The organism is bacterium (assembly GCA_024742285.1).
Taxonomy (GTDB): domain Bacteria; phylum Myxococcota_A; class UBA9160; order UBA9160; family UBA4427; genus UBA4427.
Map to the genome: position 1 here is coordinate 239,041 of JANSYR010000001.1, position 23,798 is coordinate 262,838.

The following is a 23,798-nucleotide window of genomic DNA, read 5'->3' on the forward strand; positions in this document are numbered from 1 at the left end:
AGGCCACCGAGGGCGGACCCGCCCGAGGCCCAGCCGCGCTACGTTGGGTCTCCCCCCAGTCAACACCCCGTCGATTCGAGTCCGACCGACATGCAGAGCTACCTCGATCTCCTCCGCGACATCATGGAGAACGGCGTCGACAAGGAAGACCGGACGGGCACCGGCACACGCTCCGTCTTCGGACGGCAGCTGCGCTTCGACCTCGACCCGGCGCGTTCTCCCGCCGAGGGCGGCGGCTTCCCGCTGATCACGACCAAGAAGGTCCACACGAAGAGCATCCTCCACGAGCTGCTCTGGTTCGTGGCCGGCGACACGAACAACAACACGCTGCGCGACGCGGGCGTGACCATCTGGGACGAATGGGCCGACGAAGACGGCTCCCTCGGACCGGTCTACGGCGCCCAGTGGCGCCGGTGGCGTGCGGCGGCGCCCGAAGGGGCCGACTCGGACGAAGCGGTCGAGATCGATCAGCTCGCGGACCTCGTCGAGCAGATCCGAACCCACCCCGACTCCCGGCGCCTGATCCTCTCGGCCTGGAACGTCGGCGAGCTCGGCGCGATGAAGCTTCCGCCCTGCCACCTGCTCGTCCAGTGGAACGTCCAGCGCGAGAAGCTCCACTGCATGATGACGATGCGGAGCTGCGACGTCTTCCTCGGCCTGCCCTTCAACATCGCGAGCTACGCGCTGCTCACGATGATGATGGCCCAGGTGACGGACCTCGTTCCGGGCGAGCTGGTCCTCTCGCTCGGCGATACCCACATCTACCAGAACCACTTCGACCAGGTGCGCGAGCAGCTGACGCGGGACCCGCGGCCACTGCCGACGATGACCCTGAACCCCGCCGTGAAGGACCTCTTCGCCTTCACCTACGAGGACTTCAAGCTCGAGGGCTACGATCCGCACCCGAAGATCAGCGCCCCCATTGCGGTCTAGATGCGGATCTCGTTGATCGTCGCGGTCGCGCGGAACGGCGTGATCGGGAACGACGGGGAGATCCCGTGGCGGTTGCCGGAGGACCAGAAGTTCTTCCGGCGCGCGACGATGGGGCAGGCGCTCGTGTACGGGCGCAAGACCTTCGACTCGATCGGGAAGGCCCTGCCCGGACGCGCGAACTTCGTGCTCACCCGGAATGAACACGCGCCGGTCGAGGGCGTCGATTTCGTGGCGGACCTCGACGAGGCGATCGAGCGGGCCCGCGCGGCCGGATACGACGAGTGCTTCGTCGCCGGTGGCGAAGCGATCTATCGCGCCGCCCTCGCGACCGCGGACCGGGTCCTGCGAACCGTCGTCGACGCCGAGCCCGAAGGCGACACCTTCTTTCCGCCGCTCGACCCGGCGGACTGGATCTGCACCGGGCGCGTGCCTCACGATGTCGACGATCGCCACGCACACGCGTTCGTGATCGAGACCTGGGAGCGCCGGGGCTAGCGGACGCGATCGACACCTCCGAGCCGCTATGGTCCGCGGCATGGACTCCCCGCAGCACGGCGACGACCGCGTCGACTCGACGCGCCTCGTCGCCTCCCCGCATACCGGCGCCGATCGCCTGGTCCGCACGATTTCCGACGGCGGCACGATCGCGATCAAGGTCCTCGTGGCGAGCGAGCTCGTCGGCGAAGCCCTGCGTCGGCGGCGCTACGCGCCGACGGCCGGGGACGCGCTCGGTCGCGCCATGATGGGCGCCCTGCTGATCGCGGTCGGGAGCGCGCCGGACGATGCCGACGAGCCGAACGTCGAGTCGGTCCAGCTCCAGTTTCGCGGTGACGGTCCCCTCGGTTCACTGACGGCGATCGCCGACTCCCGCGCTCGCGTGCGCGGAACGGTGCAGCACCCGGAGCACTCCCGGGTCCTCTCGGATGGAACGCCGGACATCGCGCGCTCCATCGGCCAGGGGCCGCTCAACGTCGTGCGACACCGCCCCCGCTGGCGCTCGCCCTACACGGGAACCGTGCCGCTCGTGTCCGGCGAAGTCGCGGGCGACCTGACGCTCTACCTGACCGAGAGCGAACAGACACCGTCGGCGATGGGGCTCGGCGTCGCCTTCGGCCCGGGCATGACCGACGTCGCCGCCTGCGGCTTCCTGATCCAGGCGCTGCCCGGCGCCTCGGACGAGGAACTCACGATCGTGGAGGAGAACGTGCAGGGCCTCCCCGGCCTGGCGACGCTCCTCCGCTCGCCCCTCGAGCCCGACGAGCTCGTCGATCGTCTGATGATCGGACTCGGGACCCGCGCGCGGCACACGATGACGCCGTGCTTCCATTGTCCGTGCTCGGCCGAGCGCGCGCTGCGGACGCTGGCGCTCCTCGATCGCAGGGAACTCGAAGAGCTCGTGGCGACGGCCTCCTCGCAGGAGGTCGTGTGCGATTTCTGCGGCAAGCAGTACGACCTCGGCCCGGACCAGGTGGCGACGCTGCTCCGGGTCGAAGCGGAAGCCACGCCCCGCTAGCGACGGGCCCGATCGGTCGCGCGCCGCGCGCTACTCCAGACAGCGGTCCCGCAGACGTTCGAGATCCGCGTCGGAGAGGCCCCCGATCCGCAGGTACTCGCCCATCGAGCCCCAGCGGTCCCCGACAAGCGCGAGCACGGTCTCCATCGACTCGGGCTTCGCGTGGAGCGTGTCCGCCGGCATGTCCTTCAGGGTCTCTGCGTAGCCCTTCATGCTCATCACACGATCGATGATCGCGTCGATCCGTTCGCCCGAGAGCGCGTAGTCCGCGACGATCAGCTCGTCGTCGACGCCGAGGGTCCCGAGCAGGATCGCCGAGATCACGCCCGTCCGATCCTTGCCGGCGGCGCAGTGGTAGACCGCGCCCTGCTCCGCCCGCGCCAGCAGGCGAACCGCGTTCACGATCTTCTCGTGCCCGAACTCCATCATCCCGACGTACCGCTCGCCGAGGGACATCTCGTCCGCGCGCCTTCGCTCGGCGGTCGAAGGGTCTCCGTCGAAGAGCGGGTTGTGGTGGAACGCGATCGGCTCGTGTTCGAGCGGCCCGCGGCCCTCGTTCGAGAGCTCATGGGTCGATCGCAGGTCCACGATGTCGGAGAGGGACAGTTCGTCACGCAGCCGACCGACGTCGGACTCGGAGAGGGCATGGAGCGCATCGCTGCGGAAGAGTCGCCGCCAGCGCAGCGTTCGACCGTCGCGGGTCGGGTAGCCCCCGAGATCACGGAAGTTCACGCAGCCGTCGAGGTCGATGGATCGGTTCACGGCGCGGGAGTCTAGCCACGGTCGATTCGGAAACCAGCATCGCGACCTGCGGCCCCGCTCGACCTCGCGTGCGCACGCGCCCGGACGAATCGTCGATGCCGAAGCGAAGGCGCCTCGCCGAGCCGGTTCGCGCTTGCGCATCTCGCTGTATGATGGAGAGACGGTGCGGAGGCTGTCGGGGGGATCATGGCGGACACGGTATCGAGTCCGCGGGGTGCGGAGATTTCGGATCGGTCGGCGGAGCTCGTCCTTCCGGATGACGACGCCGTCTCCGCCCCGCTACGAAGGGAGTTCGGCGTGAGCGAGTCGGAGGGGACGACTGCGCAGATCCTGCGTGATCGCACGGACGAGAGCCGCAGCGACGATGACGGCGGAAGCGCGGCCCTCGGCGGTGGACTGACGTCGACCAGCGGCACGACACCTTCGACGCCTCCCGCGACGACCTCCACACCGCGAGCCACGGCCGCCACCGGCCTCGCGAACTCGCTCACGACCCCGCCCGGTGGTCCACCGCCTTCGGACGCGGAGACCCCGACATCTCGGACGCAGCCCGAGTCCCGCGGCGTCGCGCTGCCCGGAGATCGAGGCCCCCGAACCCAGAAGGCACAGAGCCAGAGGCCGTCGTTCTGGCGACGCATCGCGCTCGGCCGCCGCCATCAAGATTCGCCGGCGGCTTCGACACCGCCGCCGGCGCCGGAGACCCACGTGGCCCCGCCCGACGCCCAGACCCGACCGCCGGTACCCACCGCGCCCGATCGCCCGAGCCTCGCCGAGCGAGCGAAGAGCGTCGTCGCGCCCGCGCCTCCGACACCCGCCGTAGACACCCGAGCGATCGAAGCGGTGATCGTGGAGCCCATGTTGCAGGCGCTGGTCTCCGTCGAAGCCAAGCTCGAGCGGAGCCATGCAGAGCTCATCAATCGAAGCGATACGGTCGACCAGCGGCTGACCCAGCTCTGGGACATCGAGGAGCAGCTCGGAACGCTCTCCGAGCTGCAGGACTCGCTGCTCCAGGTCTCCGAGCAGCAGCGACGGCTCGAGAACGCCGTCGTCTCGCAGACGAAGACGCTGCGCTGGCTCGTCGGTGCGGTCTTCTTCTCGCTGGCCGCCGCCGCCTTCGTCGTCGCCGCGGTCCTCCCCTAGACCGACTCCGTCCCCGGCCGGGCTCCGGCCCCGACCGCGGTCCCGGCCGCGGACCGGCGGCCAGCGCGCGGTCGCCATTCTGCCGATTTGCGAACGCGCTCGCAGATCGCACGAAGGGCTGCATGTGCCCGCCATGGCAATCTTTTTCCCGGAATCTCGCCCCGACGGTTGACGCTCCTCAATCTATATACCAGTTTATCCGCATATTCAGATATTCATCCGGCACAGCGACTGCCCGCTGTCCGCGACAGGTCCCCTCCCCGCCAGGGACGAGGACCAGGAGATCCGAGCCGATGGCCCTTCCGAGTTCCAAAGACGCGCCCGCCTTCAAGGTGGCGGACCTGACCCTCTGCGACTTCGGTCGCAAGGAGATCGAGCTCGCCGAGCACGAGATGCCGGGCCTGATGGCCCTGCGCGAACGCTTCGGCAAGACCAAGCCCCTGAACGGGGTCCGCGTCATGGGCTCGCTCCACATGACGATCCAGACCGCGGTCCTGATCGAGACGCTGACCGCCCTCGGCGCCGACGTGCGCTGGGTCTCCTGCAACATCTTCTCGACCCAGGACCACGCCGCCGCCGCGGTCGTCGTCGGTCCCGACGGCACGCCCGAAGATCCCAAGGGCGTCCCGGTCTTCGCCTGGAAGGGCGAGACCCTCGAGGAGTACTGGTGGTGCACCGACGTCGCCCTCCAGTGGCCGGACGGCTCGGGCCCGGAGCTGATCGTGGACGACGGCGGGGATGCGACGCTGCTGATCCACAAGGGCCTCGAGTTCGAGACCGCCGAGAAGTTCCCGGACTTCAACCCCGAGACCGACTCCGAGGAATGGGGCGTCATCCTCGAGACCCTCAAGTCGATCAACGCGTCGGACAAGACGCGCTGGAAGCGAACCGCCGAGACCATGCGCGGCGTCTCCGAGGAGACGACGACCGGCGTGAACCGCCTCTACCAGATGGAGAAGAACGGACAGCTCCTCTTCCCCGCGATCAACGTCAACGACTCGGTCACGAAGTCGAAGTTCGACAACGTCTACGGCTGCCGACACTCCCTGCCGGACGGCCTGATGCGCGCTTCGGACGTGATGCTCGGCGGCAAGGTCGCCGTCATCTGCGGCTTCGGTGAGGTCGGCAAGGGCTCCGCCGAGTCGCTGCGGGGCCAGGGCTGCCGCGTGATCGTGACCGAGATCGACCCGATCTGCGCGCTCCAGGCCGCGATGCAGGGCTACGAGGTCGCCACCCTCGAGGACGTCGTCGAGACCGCCGACATCTTCGTCACCACGACGGGCAACTTCGACATCATCACCGCCGATCACATGGCGCGAATGAAGGACAAGGCGATCGTCGGCAACATCGGCCACTTCGACAACGAGATCGACATGGCCGGCCTCAAGAAGATCCCGGGCATCGAGCGCATCGAGATCAAGCCCCAGTACGACGAGTGGAGGTTCCCGGACGGCCACAGCGTCCTGGTCCTCGCCGAGGGCCGGCTGCTCAACCTGGGCTGCGCCACGGGCCATCCGTCCTTCGTGATGTCCGCCTCGTTCACCAATCAGGTGCTCGCCCAGATCGAGCTCCAGGAGAACGGCGGCCGGTACGAGAACAAGGTCTACGTGCTGCCCAAGAAGCTCGACGAAGAGGTCGCGCGACTCCACCTCGACAAGCTCGGCGTGAAGCTCACGAAGCTGACCCCGGCGCAGGCGGAGTACCTGGACGTCGACATCGATGGGCCGTACAAGCCGGAGCACTATCGATACTGAGAGAAGCGCCGTGACGCCTTCGGGGCGTCGAGGCGAACGGCGACCTCGGTGATCGGGGTCGTGCGACACGACTTTCGGTGCTGCCAACGAAAACGCCGGAGGACCTCGGTTCTCCGGCGTTTCTGCGCTTGGCGCCGGGGGCTCGAGTCGCCTCTCCGAACTGCCGATAGGCCCCGGGTGTCCCTCTCGGAGCCACCATGCTCGAAGCCTTCATCAGTCTCGGGATCGTGATCCTCTTCAGCGTCCTTGCCTGGGCGGCGAACGCTGGGGCCGAGGCGATGGTCTGGGGTGGTGTCGCGATCTCCGCGATCGGCTTCGGGTACGGGATCCCGACGGCGATCGTCTACCACTGGGTGCTCTACCGCTCGCTCGTTCGCGCGGATCGACTGCCCGACCGGTGGTGGCTCTCTCCGACCGCACATCACGGACTCATCCCGCGTGAAGAGCGAGCCGGCGTCTACGCCTGGGGCGCGATCGGCGGCTCCGGCTTCATGGTGATCGTGCTGGGGATCCTGGTGACGGCGGTCGGCCTCTGGCGATTGCTCGTTCCGTGAGCCGCGACGAGCGCTAGAGCCCGCCGCCGCGCTTCGCGTCGAAGTATCGACTGACGAGCGCCGGGCCGAGCGTCGCCGGCGAGACGTCGAGGGTCCGGATTCCTTCCGCGCGCAGCCGATCGTGCATCGCCTTGCGATCGAGGAGCGCGTCCCAGGCGCCGAGCGCCGTGAACGCCTCGCCGAGATCCTCGGGATCGCGCGCCAGACGTTCGTCGAGCTCGATCGGGTGCAGGTCCGCGACGAGGACGAAGTGGCGACGCCGCAGCAGCCGGAGCGCAGGCAGCACGTCCGGCTCGTCCTCGGGACGCAGGTGCGTCAGGAGGATCACCATCGAACGCCTTCGCTGATGCCGGCCGAGCTCCTCCGCGGCGCCGCGGAAGTCGACGCCCAGGGTGGTCGGCTCGAGGTCGTAGACGCGGTGCAGCAGCTGGCTCACGGTCGCCGCGCCCTTCGCCGGCGGCGTCCAGCGGCGCTCCTCGCCGAAGCTCAGGAGACCGACGGCGTCGCCTCCCTTCAGCGCGACGTGCGCGAGCAGGATCATCGCGTTCAAGCCGTGGTCGAAGTGGGAGAGGTCGCCGTCCTTGGTCCGCATGCGTCGGCTGCAGTCGAGCAGGAACACGATCCGCTGGTCGTGTTCGGCTTCGTACTCCCGGCTGATCAGCTCGCGCTTGCGGCTCGTCGCCTTCCAGTCGATCTGGCGGATCGAATCGCCGGCGCGGTACTCGCGGAGCTGGTGGAACTCGAGGCCCTCGCCGCGCAGGCGTTGTCGCTTGATCCCGACGTCCCGGGTGCGCGCCGCCTGGACGAGCTCGTCGAAGCGCGTCGTCGCCGCGAAGTTCGGATAGACCCGGATCGAGGCCGGCTCCCCGAGGCGGGCCGTGTAGCGCCAGAATCCGAGCGGCGTGTGCGCGCGAAACGTCGCCGCCTCGAACACCACGTCGCCCCGCACGAGGGGGCGGACGCGATAGACCGCGCGCTGGAGCTCGCCGCGCTCCGGGTCGAGGGCCAACGGCAGACCGGAGACCTCGGCGGAGGTCGGCACGCCGTCGATCAGCTCGACCCGGGAGCCGGTGAAGCCCCGGGTCCGGAGCTCGACGCCGACGTCGCTCCACGCCTCCAGGGACAGGCTGCGCGGGAGCGCCCGTCGGAAGCGTGGCGCTTCGACACGGTCGAGCAGGAAGAGGTCGACGAACAGCGCGAGCCCCGCCAGGAGCACGACCGCGAGCACGAAGGTCCGCGCCAGGACGGCCCCCAACACGAGCGGGGCGCCCTGTACGAGCCCGACCCCCTCGACGGCGAGAGCCAGACTCCACAGCGCGCCGCCGACCACGAGGGCCGCGGGGCTCGGTCTGCGCTGGGTCGTCTTCATGCTCGCGCGCCTCGTCAGATCCGCGGCGCGGGCACGTCGTCGAGGAGCGCGGCGATGATCTCGTCCGCCGGCGCGCCCTCGATCTCGAGATCCGCGGTCAGCTGGATGCGGTGACGCAGAACCGCCGGGGCGACGCGCTTCACGTCGTCCGGCGTGACGAAGGCATTGCCCTCGAGGAGCGCGTGGGCCTTCGCCGCCCGCATGAGCGAGATCGTGGCGCGCGGTCCCGCGCCCTGGGCGACGCCGATCCGCTGGCGGGTCTCGCGAGCGATCCGAACCGCGTAGGCATAGACCTCACGATCGACCTCGAGCCTCGCGGCCACCTGCTGCAGCCGGAGTACCTCGTCGGGCTGGACGACCGGCTCGAGCCCCTCCAGGTGGAACTCGTTGCCGGTCCGCCCTTCCGTCACGAGCCGAAGCATCTCTTCTTCCGCCTCGGCCCCGGGGTAGTCGACGAGCAGCTTCATCAGGAAGCGATCGAGCTCGGACTCCGGAAGCGGATACGTGCCCTCCTGCTCGAGGGGGTTCTGGGTGGCGAGCACCATGAAAGGGCTCGGCGTCTCATGCGCCTCGCCCTCGATCGTGATCTGCCCCTCCTGCATCACCTCGAGCAGCGCGGCCTGGGTCTTCGCCGGCGAGCGGTTGATCTCGTCCGCCAGGAGCAGGTTCGTGAAGGCCGGACCGCGACGGATCGTGAAGCGCTGGGTCGCGGCATCGAAGAACGCGTGACCCGTCACGTCGCTCGGCATGAGGTCGGGGGTGAACTGAACCCGCGCGAACTCGCCGCCGAAGCACGCCGCGAGGCTGCGGACCATCAGCGTCTTCCCGAGCCCGGGCACGCCCTCGATCAGCACGTGCCCCCCGGCCACGAAGGCGACCAGGATGTCGGCGACGAGCGCATCCTGCCCGATCACCGCGCGCGCGATCTGCTCGCGCATCGCGTCGATCCGCCCCTTCGCCCAGGCGACCTCCTCACTCGTGGCCGCCGTCATCGTCTCGCTCATTTGGTCCTCCTCATCCGGAGCATCGATCTCGTCCGCTCGACCACCGCGCGTCGATTGCGCGGCACGTCCTCCCGGAGCGCCTCGGCGACCGCGTCGGGCGGGAGCCCAGCGCGTGCGCCCCATTTTTCGCGATCCCGTGGCGCCCGGGCCCCGAGGTCTTCGCGCAGTCGCCTCATCAACCGGGCGAAGCCGCCCTTGCGATAGTGGAAGGTCACGCTCGCCTCGACGTGCTCCAGATGCTCACGGCGGGGCACCGCGGACCCGCGAACCGGGAGCTCGAAGCGAAGCGAATAGGTCAGACAGGCGACCAGCACGAGGCCGATCCCGCCCCAGCTCACGAGGGGAAAGGTCGCGAAGGCCAGGTCGCTGATCGACGGCACCTCCGGATCGTGGAGCATCCAGACCTTCGGCCGCCCCTCGAACACGTGCCACAGAAGCCAGGCGTGATCCTGGCACGCGATCCGTTCGTTGCGGAAGGGATGGATCGACGTCATCGCGACGACCCGCCCCTCGCCCACCGGCAGCGAGAGCACCTGCTTCTTCGGCGAGAGATACGCGTCCTCGAGTCGCTCCTCGTAGACCGCGAGCGTGTTCTCGCTCCGGAGTTCGACGAGGGCCTCTCGTCCCTCGACGCCCACGTCGACGCGATCGAGCCAGTCCTCGCCCTCGCGGCACTCGGCGGTCCCCAGGAAGAGATCGAGCATCTCGCCGAGGTTCTCCGGCGTGTCGGCGACGACCTCGTCCTCTTCGTCCGCGGACGCCTCGGAGCGCTCCGCCTCCTCGTTCTCGGAAGGGAGCGCTTGATCGAGGTCGACGTCGACGCCCTCTTCCAGCTCCTCCTCGTCCTCGATCTCCGGCGGAAGCAGGAACACACCGAGCTGGTCGAGCAACCGATCGCGACTGGCCTCGACCCCGTAGTCGTAGGTCGAGTGCGCGATCACCATGAGGAGCCCTCCGCGCTCGACCCAGGCGACCAACGCGTCGCGACGCCGCTCGGAGAGGGCCTCCCGCGCCGCCGACATCAGAATCGCGTCGTCCGCCGGCGGCAGCGCGTCGAGGAGCTTCATCCCGGTCGTCGACTCCGTATCGACGTGATGGAGCGCGAGGAATTGCTCCGCCGCGAGAAAATCGTTCCGTCGCGCCTCGGCGGAGTAGCCGAGATCGACTTCCTCCTCGATCCACTCGGCGCCGAACCAGAGATAGAGGCAGGCGCCCAGGACGAGGACGCCGACGAAGCTCCAGAAGATCGTCGTCCCCTTCACGCGACGGCCTCCTCCGCCGTCCGCCGATCCGGGGCGCCGAAGAAGCGGGGCCACGCCTCGCAGAGGGCGCCGAGGTCATCCGCCGTGGGATCGAGGTGCCCGTAGGCGCAGCGCAGCCACGTCCGGGTGAGCCGCGCGAAGTACGAAGTCGCCTCCGCCGCGAGCAGCGGACGCGCGACGTCGAGGCACTCCCGTTCGGTCACGCCCCGGGACAGCTCGGCCCCGTGGACCAGCGCGAGGCGCGAGAGTGCTCCCCGATAGAGCAGCGCGAGCGCGTCACGGGGGCGTCCCGCCCGCGCCGCCCCGAGCGCCTCTCCGGCGACGTCGTCGGGCAGGCTCTCCTCGGTGATCTCGAGGCCGAAGAGCTCTCCGGGGACGTGCTTTCGTCGAGCGCCCGGCGCAGGCAGGTCGAGGCGGAGCCCGCCCTCCCGGAGGACCCGAAGCACCAGCCAACCCACGACGCCGAGTGCGAGGGCGATCAGGATCACCTGACCGAACTCGGCCACGAAGGTCGCGATCGCGGCGAGCAGATCCTGCAGCCACTGCGGCGGCGGGTCGCCAGTCTCGTCGTCGGTCTCCCACTCCCACTCGTGGAGGAAGCGCGGCATCGAGACCGTATCCGGCTCGTGGAAGTCCTCGCCCTCGAGGATCGTCTCGATCGACGCCTTCGCTTCCTCTGCGGAGACGTTCGGATACGCGGCGACCGGGTCGGGCAACAGCGAGAGCGAGACGCAGGCGATCATCGCGAGGGCCGCGCCTGCGGGCCCCGCGCGACGAGATGCGCGCTCCGCGATCCGCCGGAAGATCAGCTCGACGTCCCAGGCCTCCAGCTCCGTTCGGCGATGGAGATAGAGGGAGAAGCCGGCGGCGACGTAGAAGGGGGCGACGAGCAGGATCGACAGGGCCCAGAGTCCGAAGAGGACGACGGAGGTGAGCCAGTGGGCCTCCGCGCCGCCGAAGAGCGACTCGCCGATCGAATCGGTGACCGACTCGGGCAGGAAGAAGAAGAGGAGCGACGCGAGGCCGATCTGGAGAAGCCCCTCGACCTGGATCAGCACGAGGGTCAGCGCCGCCGCGGCGCCGCCATGCCGACCACGCCGCAGGATCCCGAGGCGCGCGCTCCGCACGGCGCCGGTGCCACCCTCGAGGACCGAGACGGGCAGATCGAAGGAGCGGGTCGGCGCGAGGCGCTGGAGGGTGAGCGACGCGAGCAGGCCACGAAACACCGAAGACTCGAGGCCCCGGAGCGACTCCCGGGCGGTCGGGGCCTGCCCGAAGAACGCGCGACTGAGATGGAAGAGGATCGGCCGCTCCCACACGGGCTTCGCCCACCAGATCGCGAGGGAGGTCAGGAACGGGTGCTCGTTCACGAAGGGCGCGAGGACGAGCACCACCGGAACGAGGAACGCCGCGGCGATCGCCAGCAGCGTCCCGTAGTAGGGCCGGACGAACTGGAAGCCGAAGTCGGTCGCCTCGTAGGGCGAGCGCGGACGGAGGTGTTCGGACCAGGTCCCTCGAGCGATCGGCGCGGCCGCGCGCCGTGCCTCCGCCGTGTCCTCGCTCCCGACCTGCGGACTAGCGGCCATCGCCGCCTCCCGTTCGACCGACGGCCTTCGTTCCACGGCCGACGAACGCGAAGTAGGCGAAGACGAGGGCCCAGAACACACCGCCGACGGCGAACTTGATCTCGGGCAGCACGGCGCCCTTCGAAGACCAGAACGCCTCGAGGAGCGCCGCCACCACCAGCATCGCGAAGACGCCGTAGACGATCGTGACGGTCTCGCTCGCCGCCTGCCGGAGCGACGCCCAGCGGGTCCGGGCGCCGGGGGCGATCAGCGACCACCCGAGCCGGAGACCGGCCGCGCCGCTCAAGACGATCGCCGTCAGCTCGAAGGCCCCGTGACCGATCACGAAGGACGTGAACGTGATCGTGAAGCCGATCGAGACGAGGTGCGCGGCGACGCCGCCGAGCAGGAACCCGTTCTGCACGAGCACGACCACGCTTCCGAGACCGAAGATCAGACCGGACGCGTAGGCGCGGAAGGCGATGCTGATGTTGTTCATGATGTAGAAGCCGAACATCGCCATGTCGGTCCCCGCGTCGCGGTTCTCCCCGAGCACACGCGCCGCCGGGTCGTACATCTCCTCGAATTCCTGGACCTGGCCGCCGGGAATCACGCTGTACACGAGCTCCGGCGACCAGGCGATCATCGCGGCGACCACGAGGCCCGGAACGAGGAAGAGCGCCGTCGCGATCGCGACCGCGAGCCCGTCGCGTCGGACCGCGCGCGGAAAGTCCCAGGCGAAGAAGCGGACGCTGCGAAGCGCGATGTTCGAGTCGCGGGTGTAGAGGATCCGGTGGCCGTCGAGGGCGAGGCGATTCAAGCCGTCGAGCAGGCGCAGGCTGTAGTGACGCTCGCTCGCGACGGCGAGGTCGCGACAGAGCTCGCGGTAGCGCTCCGGGAAGTCGGCGAACGCCGTGCGATCCACGGTCGCGCGACGACGACCCGTGCTCGCATCGAGCCGATCGACGAGCGCGGAGAACTCGTCCCACCGCGCCGATCGTTGCTCCTCGAAGACCCGCTGCTTCACGGAGCGGGCCTGGGGGTGACGCGGTCCATCACTCGCCCCCCGCGATGCCGTTGGCAATTCGGATGACCCGCTGTCGCCCCTCCTCGCCGCGCGCGCCGGAGAGGGGCTCGAGCAGTTCGGCGAGCTCGAGGATCCGTTCGGCGCTGAGGTCGGGCTGGCGCTCGGCGAAGCCCACGATGCCCCTTCGCTCTTCGACGACGAGCGGAATCGGAAGAGGCGCTGCACCCAGGCGACGATCCGCCTCGGCCCACTCCTCTCGCGCGGCCGCACGCTCCTCGCCGGCGGGTCCGTCGACGCGATCCGCGTGCACGACGAGCGTCCCCGCCGCGAGATCGCCGAGTCGCTGGAACCTCCGCGACGTCACCACGCTCACGAGCCCGGCGAGGTAGCCGACGGGCAGGAAGTCGACGACCCGGAGCAGGTTCCGGACCAGCGAGTCGTTCCAGCCGATCGGCGTCGCGTCGTCGCACACGACCCGCAGACCCATCACGCCCTTGCCCGGCGTCTGCCCGTGCCGCAGGACCTCGAAGAGGACCGGGTAGAACCACTCGATCAGGAAGTAGACGACGAGATAGACCCCGACGCCCGCTTCGCCGAAGTAGCTGACGATGATCGCGAAGGCGATGCTCACGACCCAGGCGATCGCCTCGTCGATCATGATCGCGAGGCCGCGCGCGAGGGGCCCTGCCGGCCGAAGCTCGACGTCGATGCCTTCCGGCGTCTCCAGTCGCAGCGTCGCATCGGCGGCCGCGACGGTAGGATGCGTCAGGACGGACTCAGCCAGCGGCTCCCCCCGCTCCGGAATAGCCGAAGATGCGGTTGTAGAGCACGCCGTAGACCATGAAGAAGAAGGGCATGGCCCAGATCAAACCGATGCCGAGGGTGACGGCCATGCCGAGGCCCACGGCGAGCGATGACAGGAGTCCGAGCCCGAAGACCTTGAACCAGTGATTCGTGACCGTCTTTCGCGACGTCTCGAGCGCCTCCCAGACCCCGAGCCCGCGTTCGATCACGAGCGGCGCCGCGAGGGAGTAGGAGACGATCAGGTAGATGCCCGGGAGGATGAGCAACAGGAAGCCGACCATCGAGATCACCGTCATCAGGAAGTAGACGCCGATCAGCGCGCCGGCGACCGAGAACCCGGCCAACACGTCCGTGGCGGTCGCCGAGTGATCTCCTGCGGCCCACTTGATCGCGAAGAAGTAGAGCCCGGTGGTCACGACGTACGCGATCGCCTGGCCCACGAGCTGGATGGCCATCGCGATGCTGATCCCCAGGATCGAGCCCTCGCCGAGAGCGGCGCCGATCCCGCCCGCCACCATCTGCAGCACGAAGATCGCCGCGTACATGACCAGGATCCCGACCCACATCGCGCCCTTCGCGCCCGAGATCTTCTGCCAGGCCTCCGACATCACTTCCACGATGTCGAAGTCCCAGTTTCCTTCGATTGCGTCGTCGAGGGATCGCGCCCCGGCCTCGACCGGTCGGTCGAGCGCGCTCTCCGGCGCGGCGTACACGGATTCATCCATGGACATTCGGTTCCTCCCATGCCGAAGGCGCGTGCGCGTCCATCGGCATACGCGTGACCGGCTTCGATGGTAGTCGATGGGGCGCGGTTGCGGTGACGATTTCCCGAAAGCCGGGCGTGCATTCCGAAGACGGCCCCTCGATTCCGATCCGGTGGCCTACGCTCCGAAGATGACGCGTGAGCTCGAGTCGCATCTCGGTGCCTTCGGCACCCACCTCGCCGAGCGGCACCCTCCCCTGTGTCCGGAGCTCTCGCTCTGGCTCCTCGGAGACGAAGTGGACCTGGAAGGCGGCTGCGACGAGCTCGCCGAAGGGGCTGCCCCGCCGTTCTGGGCGTTCTGCTGGGGAAGCGGGCAGGCCCTGGCCCGGCACGTGCTCGATCACCCGGAGCTCGTACGGGGGCTCGAGGTCGTCGACCTCGGGACCGGCAGCGGCATCGTCGCGATCGCCGCCGCTCGCGCCGGCGCCGCCCGCGTTCTGGCGACCGACCTCGATCCGCAGTCCCGCCGCGCCGCGGCGCTGAATGCCGAGCGGAACGGCGTCACGATCGAGACGACCTCCGAGGCGCCCGAGACCTGGGATCTGATGCTCGCGGCCGACGTCCTCTACGAGACGGGGCTCCGCGACTGGATCCTGGGCGAGGCGCTCACCCGCGGTCCGATCCTCCTCGCGGATCCGCAGCGGACGGGCACGCCGAGGGTCGATGCGCCGATTCTGCGGACGATCCCCTCGTGCACCTTCCCCGACGTGGACTCCCCCCAGAAGAACGTCGTGCTCCACCTGCTTCCGCGGTCCTGAAGCGCTTCGCCGAGGGCGCCGCTCAGTGCTTTGCTACGGCGGTGATCTCGACGGCGTCGGGCTGGGCCGCCACGCGCTCGATCCAGTCGCGGATGGCGGGACGCGGGGCGAGGTCGTAGCCCCCTTCGTCCGCGACGTGGGTGTAGGCGTAGAGCGCGATGTCCGCGATCGAATAGCGGCCGCCCACGAAGAAGGGCTCGCGCGCGAGGTGCTGCTCCATCACGTCGAGCGCCGCCTCCCCCTTGGCTCGGCGTTCGGGGAGCTCGGCTTCGTGCTCGCCGAGCTGGCCCGAGAAGGTCCAGAAGCGGACCGTCGCGATGAAGGGCTCGTGGCTGTACTGCTCGAAGCCCATCCACTGGAGGACCTGCGCCTGCTCGAATCGATCCGACGGCCAGTACTCCGTGCCCTGCGCCAGGTAGTAGAGGATCGCGTTGCTCTCCGAGAGGATTCGCCCGTCGTCGAGGACGAGGGTCGGGATCCGACCGTTCGGATTGATCGCGAGGAAGTCCTTCGTCCGCGTCTCGCCCTTCAGGATGTCGAGCTCGACCCGCTCGTATTCGAGGCCCAGCTGGGAGAGCAGCAGGCGAACCTTGTAGCCGTTGCCGGATTCGTGGAAGTCGTAGAGCCGCATCGCCCCTCCGTCTCGACCGGAATCGAGAGACGGGCCAACATAGCGGCCGAGCGGCGCCCCGCGAAGTCAGGAGAGAGCGGTGAAAGCGGAGTTCTGGAAGGAGCGCTGGGAGCAGGACCAGCTCGGCTGGCACCAGACCGAGGCCAACGCCCAGCTGATTCGGGAATGGCCGGCGCTGGGCATCGCGGAGGACGCGAAGGTCTTCGTGCCGCTCTGCGGCAAGAGCCTCGACATGCACTGGCTGCACGAACGGGGTCACGCGGTCGTCGGCTGCGAGCTCTCGTCGATCGCCTGTCGAGATTTCTTCGCCGAAGCCGGGCGATCCGTCGAACCGGCCCGAGTCGGCGCTTTCGAGCGCTACGAAGCCGAGGGCTACCGCCTGCTCTGTGGGGATTTCTTCGACCTGTCGGCGGCGGATCTCGAAGGCGTCGCCGGGGTCTTCGACCGGGGCTCGCTGATCGCGCTCCCACCCGAGATGCGCACCCGCTACGCCGCGCACATGGCGAAGGTCCTGCCGGGGAACGTGAAGATCCTGCTGCTGACGGTCGAGTACGATCAGTCGGTCGTGAACGGCCCGCCCCACTCGGTGCGGGCCGAAGAGCTCTTCGGCCACGACTTCGCGCTGACGCTTCGCTACCGGAGCGAACCGTCCGAGCCGCAGCATCCGCGTTTCCAGGCGGCCGGGCTCGAGACCTGGCAGGAGGCGGTCTGGCTCATCGAGCGACGCCCCGGCGGACCGACCGATGATCGGTGAAGGCGGTCTCGCGTGGCTCTTTCCCGCCCTCGCCGTGGCCGTGTGGATCGGCGTCCCGATCTACGCCGCGATCGCGCGAGGTCGCTTCTACGCGATCTTCTCCGCGGTCCTGCTGACCTTCGCGCTGCCGGCGGCGCTGCTGCTCCATGCCCGGCTTCGTCTGCTCGTCCCGGAGACCCTGACGACGCCGATCGACGTCGCCTTCGCCTACTCGATGGCGGCCGCGGGGGTCCAGTTCGCCCATCTCGTGCGGGCGCGCATGCGCAGCTCCCTGTTCCGCTGGGCGGTGTCGGTCCCGGGCCAGACCTTCATCGCCGCCGGCATGCTGGCGGGCCCCTGGCTGCTGCTGCTCCTGCCCCTCCGCCTCGTCTTCGACGCCTTCGGCTGGACGGCGGCCCTCGATGGCCTCGTGCTTCTCGAGGCGCTGCCGATCTTCGTGTCGATCGCCTCCATCCTGACTTCCGTCAGCGCGCGCCCGGAGACGGTCCGCTTCGAGCTCTCCGATCAGGGCCCCGAGCAGATGCGCCGCGTGCCCGTCGAACGCATCCACGGCGAGGTCCCGATGCCCCCGGTCCAGCGACCCCTCCGGATCGTGCAGCTGACCGACACCCACCTCGGCCCTTGGCAGAGCGTGTCGCGCCTGCGCCGCCGGATCGAAGACCTGGTCGGGCGCGAGCCGGACCTCGTCGCACTGACCGGCGACTTCCTGACGATGGAGAGCATGGGCTCTCCGGGCTGCCTCGAAGAAGCCCTCTCGCCGCTCCGCCCGATCGCCGACCGCTGCGTGGCGATCTTCGGCAATCACGACCACGAAGCGCCCGATCACGTGATCGCCGCGATGTCGAGTCTCGGCATCCGTCTGCTCGTCGACGACGAAGCCACCTTCGGGACCCCGGTCGGCCCCGTCCAGGTCGTCGGTGCGGACTTCGTCGGCCGCGGCCATCGCGAACACCTGAGCGACCTGCTCGAGCGCCATCCGCGCCGGGCAGGCCATCTCCGACTGCTGCTGCTCCACGATCCGGTGGGATTCCACGCCCTGCCCGAGGACGACGTCGACCTCGTGCTCTCGGGTCATACCCACGGCGGACAGGTCGGACTCGTTTCCCTCGGCCTCGACTGGACGGTCCTGTCCCGCTCACGCTGGCCGGACCAGGGCCTCTTCGCGCGGGGCGGCAGCCGCCTCTACGTCCACCGCGGCACCGGCTTCTACGGCTTCCCGCTCCGCGTCGGCGTCCCCCCCGAGCACTCCGTCCTCGAGATCGGCTGGCGCCCCGCCGCTTCCTAGACGAGACCGCCCGTCGACGCTCTGCGTCGCGCCAGAAAGCGCCCGCGGCCCAGCGGCGCTCTGCGTCGCGCTAGAAAGCGCCCGCTGCCCAGCGGTGCTCTGCGCCGCGCTAGAAAGCGCCTGCGGCCCAGCGGCGCTCTGCGTCGCGCCGAAAAGCGCCTGCGGCCCAGCGGCGCTCTGCGCCGCGCTAGAAAAAGTTCCGTCGCAGCTCGGCGAGCGACTCCGCGCCCGTGAAGCTGACCGTCGCGTTCAGCGTGATGCCGAAGACGAAGCGGCCGTATTTCTGGAACTCGATGAAGGATTCGTTCCGGTCACCGACGATGAACCCACCGCCGAGGATCACGTTCCGCTCGGTCGGGAGCAGGACCTCGACGTCGATCGTCGCGAACCGGTCCTCGACATGGTCCGTCGGGCCGAGGTTCGTCCGCGACCAGAGCCCGCCCAACCGGACCGCGGCGTTGTCGTTCAGGTAGGCGCGAACGCCACCGTCCGCGGAGTAGGTCCGGTTGGCGGAGTTGGCGCCACTGGAGTCGATGTCGGCGTCGCTGAACGAGACGGTCACGTCGAGGTCGACGGGCAGCCCCTCGCCCGGCGTTCCGAAGAAGGCCTTGCCGAAGGCGACCAGACCGGCCTCGTGATTCGATCGATCGATCGAGCCCGTCTCGCTCTCGTCCCACGCGTAGAACGTACCGAGGCCCGCCTCGCCCACGGCCGGGTCGCGCCAGAAGACGTCGCCTCCCATCGTGACTCCGTACGTCTCGGTCTCATCGGCGACGTCGACATGGGTCTTCGAGAAGCGCGGACCGGCGAAGGCGCGCACGCCGAATTCGTCACCGAGGGCCGCGAGCGGGGCCACGTAGATGCCGGTGAAGCCGCCGTCGTCGATGTCGACCTGCTGGATGTCCACGAGCTCCGTCGGACCGGGTCGGAACTGGTAGGCCTCTTCCGAGAAGTAGTGGAGCCAGGTGTAGTCGCCGATGACCCGGAAGTTGGCCTCGCGCACCGCCGGCGCTTCGCCCGCGCTCGCCGTCGAAGCTGCGAGCGAGAAGAGCAGAGCGGAGAGGAGCGCGGCGGGGGTGGTTCGGGCGACGTGACTCATCACTGGGGGCCTCCCGCGAACGCAGGTCGAAACCCCCGCGCGGCCCCATGGCCGCGCCGGTGGACAGCCGGGTTCGCGCAAGCGCACGATACGAGACTTCGGAGCGGATCGCACAGGACCCGGAGGACCGCTGCCGCCAGGACCGCCGCCCGAACATGACCGTCCGTCGCCTCCTGGCGGAAGGAGACGGGAGACCTACCAGACGGTCCGTCCGCCATCGATCACGTGCTCGTGGCCCGTGACGTAGCTCGAGTCGTCCGAGAGCAGGAAGATCAGCAATCCCGAGATCTCCTCGCGACGCGCGGGGCGCGGAAGCGGCTGGGTCGCGAACATCTCCTCCCGCTCCTCCTCGGGCACGAGGAACATCCCGGTTCCGTCGACCGCGCCCGGATGAATGGTGTTGACGCGCACGCCCATCGCCCCGAGCTCCCCGGCAGCGACCTTCGACAGACCGCGCACCGCCCACTTCGAGGCACCGTAGGCCGCGTGCTCGGGGATCCCGCGCGTTCCCGCGATCGAAGAGAGGTTCACGATCGAGCCTCCGCCCCGCGCGGCCATCTTCGGGGCGACCTTGCGAACGCCCTGCCAGGTCCCGATCACGTTCACCTCGAGCATCTTGAGAAAGTCCGTCGCATCCTCCTCGAGGACGGGCTTCGTCCACCAGATCGCCGCATTGTTCACGAGTCCGTCGATTCCGCCGAAACGGGTCGTCGCCTCGTCGACGACCCGATCCCAGTCGGACTCGCTCGTCACGTCCTGGGCGACGAAGCAGGCGTTCTCGCCGAGCTCGGCCGCCAGCTTCTCGCCGGCCTCCGCCTGCAGGTCCGTCAGGACGACCCGCGCGCCCTCCTCGACGCAGCGGCGCGCATGGACCGCGCCCATGCCCTGGGCGGCACCCGTGATGATGATCGTCTTTCCGTCGAGCTGTCCCATTTCTTCGTTCTCCTCTCGGTCCATGCTAGTCGGCCGGCTGCGCGAAGCTCTTCATGCGGCGCGTCAGCAGGCGATGGGTCCACACGGGCATCAGCCGTTTCAGCCACTCGGACACGTAGGCTTCGATTCCGACGATCGCGCGGAACTCGTCGCGCTCGATCGCTCGTACGATCTTCTTCGCGACGGCCTCGGGACCACGCGAGCGCCCCAACGCAGCGGCTGCAGCGCCGCGCAGCTCGGGATCGTCGCCGCGCATGGTCTTCGCGATGTTCGTGTTGATTCCGCCCGGATGGATGCTCGTGACACCGATCTGCGTATCACGAAGCTCCGCCCAGAGCGCTTCCGTCAAGCCGCGAACGGCGAACTTCGTCGCGCAGTACGAGCTCTGGGAGGGCACGCCCAGGAACCCGAACATGCTCGAGATGTTCACGATATGGGCTTCGTCCTGCTTCCTGAGTTCCGGCAGGAAGAACTTGCAGCCGTGGATCACGCCCCAGAGGTTGATCCCCACGATCCACTGGAGATCTTCGAGCGAGTGATCCTCGAAGGTCGCGGCGACGGAGACGCCGGCGTTGTTCACGAGAACGTGGACCGCGCCGTGTTCGGCCACGACCGCCTCCGGAAGCGCCTCCATCTGGGCGGGATCGGCGACGTCGACGACGTGGGTCGAGATCGGAACGTCTCGCTCGAGGAACGACTTCTCCGCCTCCGCCAGCGCCTCGGCGTTCACGTCGACCAGCGCGAGACCGCATCCCCGATCCGCGAGCCGCGATGCCGTCGCCAGCCCGATCCCGCTCGCTCCGCCCGTGATCACCGCCACCCGGCCCGAGAGTCGCTTCAAGCCTCTGCTCCTGCGTCGGACCCACGAACGAGTCCGCGCTCCGGTTGCCATTCGAGCCAGACGTCCTCCCTGGCGACGCGGCTCCACTCGAAGCCTGACACCAGGTCTCCCGGCGCACAACGTCCCCCGGGCGGCGCCAGGCCGACGAATCCCGCGATCGCTCCGCAAAGCGCCTCCGCGTCGTAGCGCGCGCGCAGGGCCTGCACGTCGACCGCCCCGTGGAGCTTCGAGAGCTTTTCGCCCCGCTGCTCGAGGAAGAGCAGGTGATGGCGATAGGTCGGTGTCGACACGCCGAGCAGGCGCTGGAGCGCGACCTGCAGGAGCGTCGACGGCATCAGGTCCCGACCCCGAACCACGCGGTCCACGCCGATCGCCGCATCGTCGAGGATCGAGGCCAGGTGATAGGCGGTCGCGCCGTCGCGACGACGCAGGATCGGGTCACCGAAGAGGCGGGCAGCATCTCCGGAGAGATCGGCCCCGCTCTCGTCGTACAGCTCGACATGGGACGCGGGCAGCGCCAGACGGAGCGGACGCGACTCCTCGCGCCAGGACGCGCGCGTCACGCGCTGCGCACGGCACGTCCCCGGATAGGCGTGGCCGCCGTCGGGCGCCAGGCGACCCGCAGCGCGTACCGTCGCGCGACTGCAGTCACACGCGTAGACGAGGCCGTCCGCGACGAACTGCTCGATCGCCGCGTCGTGACGGTCCGCCGCCTCCGACTGGAGATCGACCGTGTCCCAATCGAGCCCGAACCACTCGAGGTCGCTTCGCAGCCCGTCGACGAAGCCTTCCTTCGTACGTTCCCGGTCGAGGTCTTCGAGTCGGAGAGCGACCTGGCCGCCACGCGCGCGCGCGTCGAGCCAACAGAGCAGCGCCGCCAGCAACGTGCCCGGATGCGCCCGCCCCGTCGTCGAGGGCGCGAATCGTCCGCGCCCGCCTCTCTCCTCGTGGGTCACGCCCGACACTCTCCGGTCCGATCTGCAGCCTCATCACAACCGTGCGTCGTCATTACAATCGACGCATCGATGTGTCACGCATTCGCCGACTCACGACGAAATCGCCTTCACGGGATACACGGTCGCACCGAACCACTCTCCATGCACACGGCCCGTCACGACGGAAGCACCCATCAGCGAGCCATCGCGCTCCGCCTGTCGGAGCGCAGCGTCACACCGCGCGTGCTCGAAGCCCTCCGTGCGCTCGGCTACGTGTTGATCGACGCGGACTCGGGGGACGACTGCAGTCGCGCGCGCGTCTGGCTGGTCGACGCGGAACGACTCGACACGCTGCCGCAGGACGGGGACGACGACCTGCGCGTCCTCGCCATCGAGTCCTCCGACCACGAGGAACCGATCGATCGGCGCGTGTTCGCACGGACGACACGACCCGGTCGCCTGGGCACGGTCTACGAGATGATCCAGCGTGCCCTCGAGCAGACGCCCCGACGCACGCCGCGTATTTCGACCCGTCTCTCTGCGCGCTGCATCCGCGCGGAGCGTCGGTCGATCGGCGCCGTGCTCTCGCTCTCGGAGGGCGGCTGTCTGCTCCGGACCGGCGAAGCGCTCCGCAAGGGCGCGAAGCTCGACCTGCAGCTCGCGCTCCCGGACTACGGCCTCGTCAGCACCCGAGCCGAATGTCGCTACGTACGGAGCGGGGACGCCGGCCTCGCCTTCGATGCCCCACACGACGACGTGCGCCATACGATCGCGCACTTCGTGACCTGCCAGCTCGCCCGGGACGGTCTCCACGCCACGGTCGGCTAGGAAGCCCCCGCTTCGTCGAAGCCACCGCGCCCCTCGGTCAACGCCAGGCGCTCCTCGCGACTCCACCACACCCCTCGCGACACGACCCATTCGGGGTCGTCGAGCGCACCGAGGTCTTCGAGCGGATCCGCGTCGAGGACGAGGAAATCCGCCGAGAGGCCGGGTGCGATCCGGCCGGTCTCGTCCTCGAGTCCGAGCGCCCGGGCCGACTCGCTCGTCGCAGCGCGCAGCACGTCGACCGGCGCGAGGTCCGCGAAGCGCGCGAACGCCTTCAGTCCCGCAACCAGATCGTGATGGGCGACGCCGGGGATGCCCGCGTCGGTCGAGGCGATGAACCGGATCCCGTGGGCTCGCTGCGCACGAAGGCAGGCAGACAGGCGACGGAAGAAGTCCGTCGCCGTCCCTGCCTCGTCCTCGATCCGCCGGCCCCACCCGGCGTTCACGGTCGGCGAGACCCAGAGCTCCCGGTCGGCCATCTCGCGCATCAGATCCGGATCCAGCGCCGTGCCGAAGCCGTCGGGGCCCGCGAACGACGCGTGCTCGACCGTTCGGACGCCCGCCCGGACCGCGTGGGCGATGCCTTCGGTCCCGTGGCAATGCGCCGCCACCGCTCGCCCCCCGGCGGCCGCGGCACGGACCACCCGGGCCAGACCGGCCTCATCGAACTGGGTGTCGCGGGCTCGGCTTGCCGGCGTGAAAACGCCGCCCGTCGCCATGACCTTGATCCAGTCGCTCCCCGCCTCGATCTGGGCCGCGACCTTCGTGTCGATCCCCGCATCGTCGTCCACCTCGCCGCCCCAGAAATGGCAATGGCCCCCGGGCGTCGTGATCGGCTGGCCACAGCACAGGATCCGCGGACCGGGCCGGGTCCCGTCTTCGACCCGGTCGCGGAGCGCGTGTTCGAGATGGAGCCCGCCCCCGCAGTCCCGGGTCGTGGTGATCCCGGCGGCCAGCATCTGCGCCGCCCGCCGCGCCATTGCCGCGCGACGCTCGGCCACCGGCACGGCGAGCTGCTCCTTCGGACTCCTCAGCTTCGGGTCGAGCTCGAGATGCACGTGGGCATCGATCAGCCCGGGCACGATCACGCGCCCGGCCAGATCGATCGTCGCCTCGCGCGGCACGGGGGCGGCTTCCCGCGAATCCACGAAACGTCCCTCACGCACGTCTAAGGGCGACGTGAGGGCCTCGAGAGCGCTGGATCCGCCCCGCCAGACACGCGCGAGAGTGATCGAAAAATTCATATTTTCCAAATGGTTACACCCGATAGACGCGAGCGGCGCGGCG

Annotated in this window: 24 protein-coding genes; 10 read left to right on the forward strand and 14 right to left on the reverse strand. The window is 69.3% G+C overall.

Annotated features, from left to right (window positions below; translation table 11 throughout):
- The first annotated feature begins 90 nt into the window (after positions 1–90).
- Genes NXI30_01060 through NXI30_01070 form a run of 3 tightly spaced genes read left to right on the forward strand, consistent with a single transcriptional unit; the run spans position 91 to position 2,446 of the window.
- Positions 91–933, forward strand: a complete 843-nt coding sequence (locus NXI30_01060) for a thymidylate synthase (protein ID MCR9092780.1) — start codon at positions 91–93, stop codon at positions 931–933.
- On the forward strand, positions 934–1,428 hold the full coding sequence (locus tag NXI30_01065; GenBank protein MCR9092781.1) for a dihydrofolate reductase: 495 nt from the start codon (positions 934–936) through the stop codon (positions 1,426–1,428). It begins immediately after the preceding gene.
- 40 nt (positions 1,429–1,468) lie between these two features.
- A complete protein-coding gene (locus NXI30_01070; protein ID MCR9092782.1) occupies positions 1,469–2,446 on the forward strand; it encodes an Hsp33 family molecular chaperone HslO in 978 nt (325 codons plus the stop codon).
- A gap of 30 nt (positions 2,447–2,476) precedes the next feature.
- Here the strand turns inward: NXI30_01070 and NXI30_01075 are convergent, their stop codons facing one another.
- Positions 2,477–3,208 (reverse strand): tyrosine-protein phosphatase, encoded by a 732-nt coding sequence (locus tag NXI30_01075; protein MCR9092783.1) that lies wholly within the window; start codon positions 3,206–3,208, stop codon positions 2,477–2,479.
- A 705-nt stretch (positions 3,209–3,913) separates the two neighbouring features.
- On the opposite strand from NXI30_01075, the gene NXI30_01080 reads away from it, so the two are divergent.
- The 3 genes from NXI30_01080 (at position 3,914) to NXI30_01090 (ending at position 6,656) form a co-directional block, all read left to right on the forward strand.
- A complete protein-coding gene (locus NXI30_01080) occupies positions 3,914–4,348 on the forward strand; it encodes a hypothetical protein (GenBank protein MCR9092784.1) in 435 nt (144 codons plus the stop codon).
- A 293-nt stretch (positions 4,349–4,641) separates the two neighbouring features.
- Complete coding sequence (gene ahcY, locus NXI30_01085; protein MCR9092785.1) at positions 4,642–6,102, forward strand: adenosylhomocysteinase; 1,461 nt, start codon at positions 4,642–4,644, stop codon at positions 6,100–6,102.
- Positions 6,103–6,299: 197 nt separating this feature from the next.
- Positions 6,300–6,656, forward strand: a complete 357-nt coding sequence (locus NXI30_01090) for a hypothetical protein (protein ID MCR9092786.1) — start codon at positions 6,300–6,302, stop codon at positions 6,654–6,656.
- A 13-nt stretch (positions 6,657–6,669) separates the two neighbouring features.
- Here NXI30_01090 and NXI30_01095 read toward each other — a convergent pair whose 3' ends face one another.
- From NXI30_01095 to NXI30_01125, 7 genes are all read right to left on the reverse strand, one after another.
- On the reverse strand, positions 6,670–8,025 hold the full coding sequence (locus NXI30_01095) for a DUF58 domain-containing protein (GenBank protein MCR9092787.1): 1,356 nt from the start codon (positions 8,023–8,025) through the stop codon (positions 6,670–6,672).
- 14 nt (positions 8,026–8,039) lie between these two features.
- Positions 8,040–9,029, reverse strand: a complete 990-nt coding sequence (locus NXI30_01100) for a MoxR family ATPase (protein ID MCR9092788.1) — start codon at positions 9,027–9,029, stop codon at positions 8,040–8,042.
- The gene (locus NXI30_01105) at positions 9,026–10,291 is read right to left on the reverse strand and encodes a DUF4350 domain-containing protein (protein ID MCR9092789.1); all 1,266 of its coding nucleotides are present in this window, start codon (positions 10,289–10,291) and stop codon (positions 9,026–9,028) included. Before NXI30_01105 ends, NXI30_01100 begins: the two co-directional genes overlap by 4 nt.
- Positions 10,288–11,877, reverse strand: coding sequence for a DUF4129 domain-containing protein (locus NXI30_01110; protein ID MCR9092790.1), 1,590 nt, complete (start codon positions 11,875–11,877; stop codon positions 10,288–10,290). The genes NXI30_01105 and NXI30_01110 overlap by 4 nt, the downstream gene beginning before the upstream one ends.
- Positions 11,867–12,883 carry a stage II sporulation protein M gene (locus NXI30_01115; GenBank protein ID MCR9092791.1) on the reverse strand — a complete coding sequence of 339 codons (1,017 nt, stop codon included), beginning with the start codon at positions 12,881–12,883 and terminating at the stop codon, positions 11,867–11,869. The genes NXI30_01110 and NXI30_01115 overlap by 11 nt, the downstream gene beginning before the upstream one ends.
- 28 nt (positions 12,884–12,911) lie before the next feature.
- Entirely contained in the window at positions 12,912–13,541 is a 630-nt protein-coding gene (locus NXI30_01120) for an RDD family protein (protein ID MCR9092792.1), read from the reverse strand.
- A gap of 118 nt (positions 13,542–13,659) precedes the next feature.
- Positions 13,660–14,412, reverse strand: a complete 753-nt coding sequence (locus NXI30_01125) for a DUF975 family protein (GenBank protein MCR9092793.1) — start codon at positions 14,410–14,412, stop codon at positions 13,660–13,662.
- A gap of 169 nt (positions 14,413–14,581) precedes the next feature.
- On the opposite strand from NXI30_01125, the gene NXI30_01130 reads away from it, so the two are divergent.
- The gene (locus tag NXI30_01130; GenBank protein ID MCR9092794.1) at positions 14,582–15,208 is read left to right on the forward strand and encodes a 50S ribosomal protein L11 methyltransferase; all 627 of its coding nucleotides are present in this window, start codon (positions 14,582–14,584) and stop codon (positions 15,206–15,208) included.
- A 22-nt stretch (positions 15,209–15,230) separates the two neighbouring features.
- On the opposite strand, the gene NXI30_01135 is transcribed toward NXI30_01130, so the two are convergent.
- Positions 15,231–15,839, reverse strand: a complete 609-nt coding sequence (locus tag NXI30_01135) for a glutathione S-transferase family protein (GenBank protein ID MCR9092795.1) — start codon at positions 15,837–15,839, stop codon at positions 15,231–15,233.
- A gap of 79 nt (positions 15,840–15,918) precedes the next feature.
- Here NXI30_01135 and NXI30_01140 point away from each other — a divergent pair, with 79 nt between their 5' ends.
- Complete coding sequence (locus NXI30_01140) at positions 15,919–16,593, forward strand: thiopurine S-methyltransferase (GenBank protein ID MCR9092796.1); 675 nt, start codon at positions 15,919–15,921, stop codon at positions 16,591–16,593.
- Positions 16,583–17,878 (forward strand): metallophosphoesterase, encoded by a 1,296-nt coding sequence (locus tag NXI30_01145; protein ID MCR9092797.1) that lies wholly within the window; start codon positions 16,583–16,585, stop codon positions 17,876–17,878. Before NXI30_01140 ends, NXI30_01145 begins: the two co-directional genes overlap by 11 nt.
- Before the next feature lie 187 nt (positions 17,879–18,065).
- Here NXI30_01145 and NXI30_01150 read toward each other — a convergent pair whose 3' ends face one another.
- The 4 genes from NXI30_01150 to NXI30_01165 form a co-directional block, all read right to left on the reverse strand.
- Positions 18,066–18,977, reverse strand: a complete 912-nt coding sequence (locus NXI30_01150) for a hypothetical protein (GenBank protein MCR9092798.1) — start codon at positions 18,975–18,977, stop codon at positions 18,066–18,068.
- A 195-nt stretch (positions 18,978–19,172) separates the two neighbouring features.
- Positions 19,173–19,910, reverse strand: a complete 738-nt coding sequence (locus NXI30_01155; protein MCR9092799.1) for a glucose 1-dehydrogenase — start codon at positions 19,908–19,910, stop codon at positions 19,173–19,175.
- A gap of 25 nt (positions 19,911–19,935) precedes the next feature.
- Positions 19,936–20,751, reverse strand: coding sequence for an SDR family NAD(P)-dependent oxidoreductase (locus tag NXI30_01160; GenBank protein ID MCR9092800.1), 816 nt, complete (start codon positions 20,749–20,751; stop codon positions 19,936–19,938).
- Entirely contained in the window at positions 20,748–21,707 is a 960-nt protein-coding gene (locus NXI30_01165; GenBank protein MCR9092801.1) for a glutamate--tRNA ligase family protein, read from the reverse strand. Before NXI30_01165 ends, NXI30_01160 begins: the two co-directional genes overlap by 4 nt.
- Before the next feature lie 141 nt (positions 21,708–21,848).
- Between NXI30_01165 and NXI30_01170 the strand changes: the two genes are divergently transcribed.
- Positions 21,849–22,514 (forward strand): PilZ domain-containing protein, encoded by a 666-nt coding sequence (locus tag NXI30_01170; GenBank protein MCR9092802.1) that lies wholly within the window; start codon positions 21,849–21,851, stop codon positions 22,512–22,514.
- Here NXI30_01170 and NXI30_01175 read toward each other — a convergent pair.
- Positions 22,511–23,659: an amidohydrolase family protein gene (locus NXI30_01175; protein MCR9092803.1), complete on the reverse strand. Its 1,149-nt coding sequence runs from the start codon at positions 23,657–23,659 to the stop codon at positions 22,511–22,513. The two genes, NXI30_01170 and NXI30_01175, sit on opposite strands and share 4 nt — an antisense overlap.
- Between the last annotated feature and the right edge of the window lie 139 nt (positions 23,660–23,798).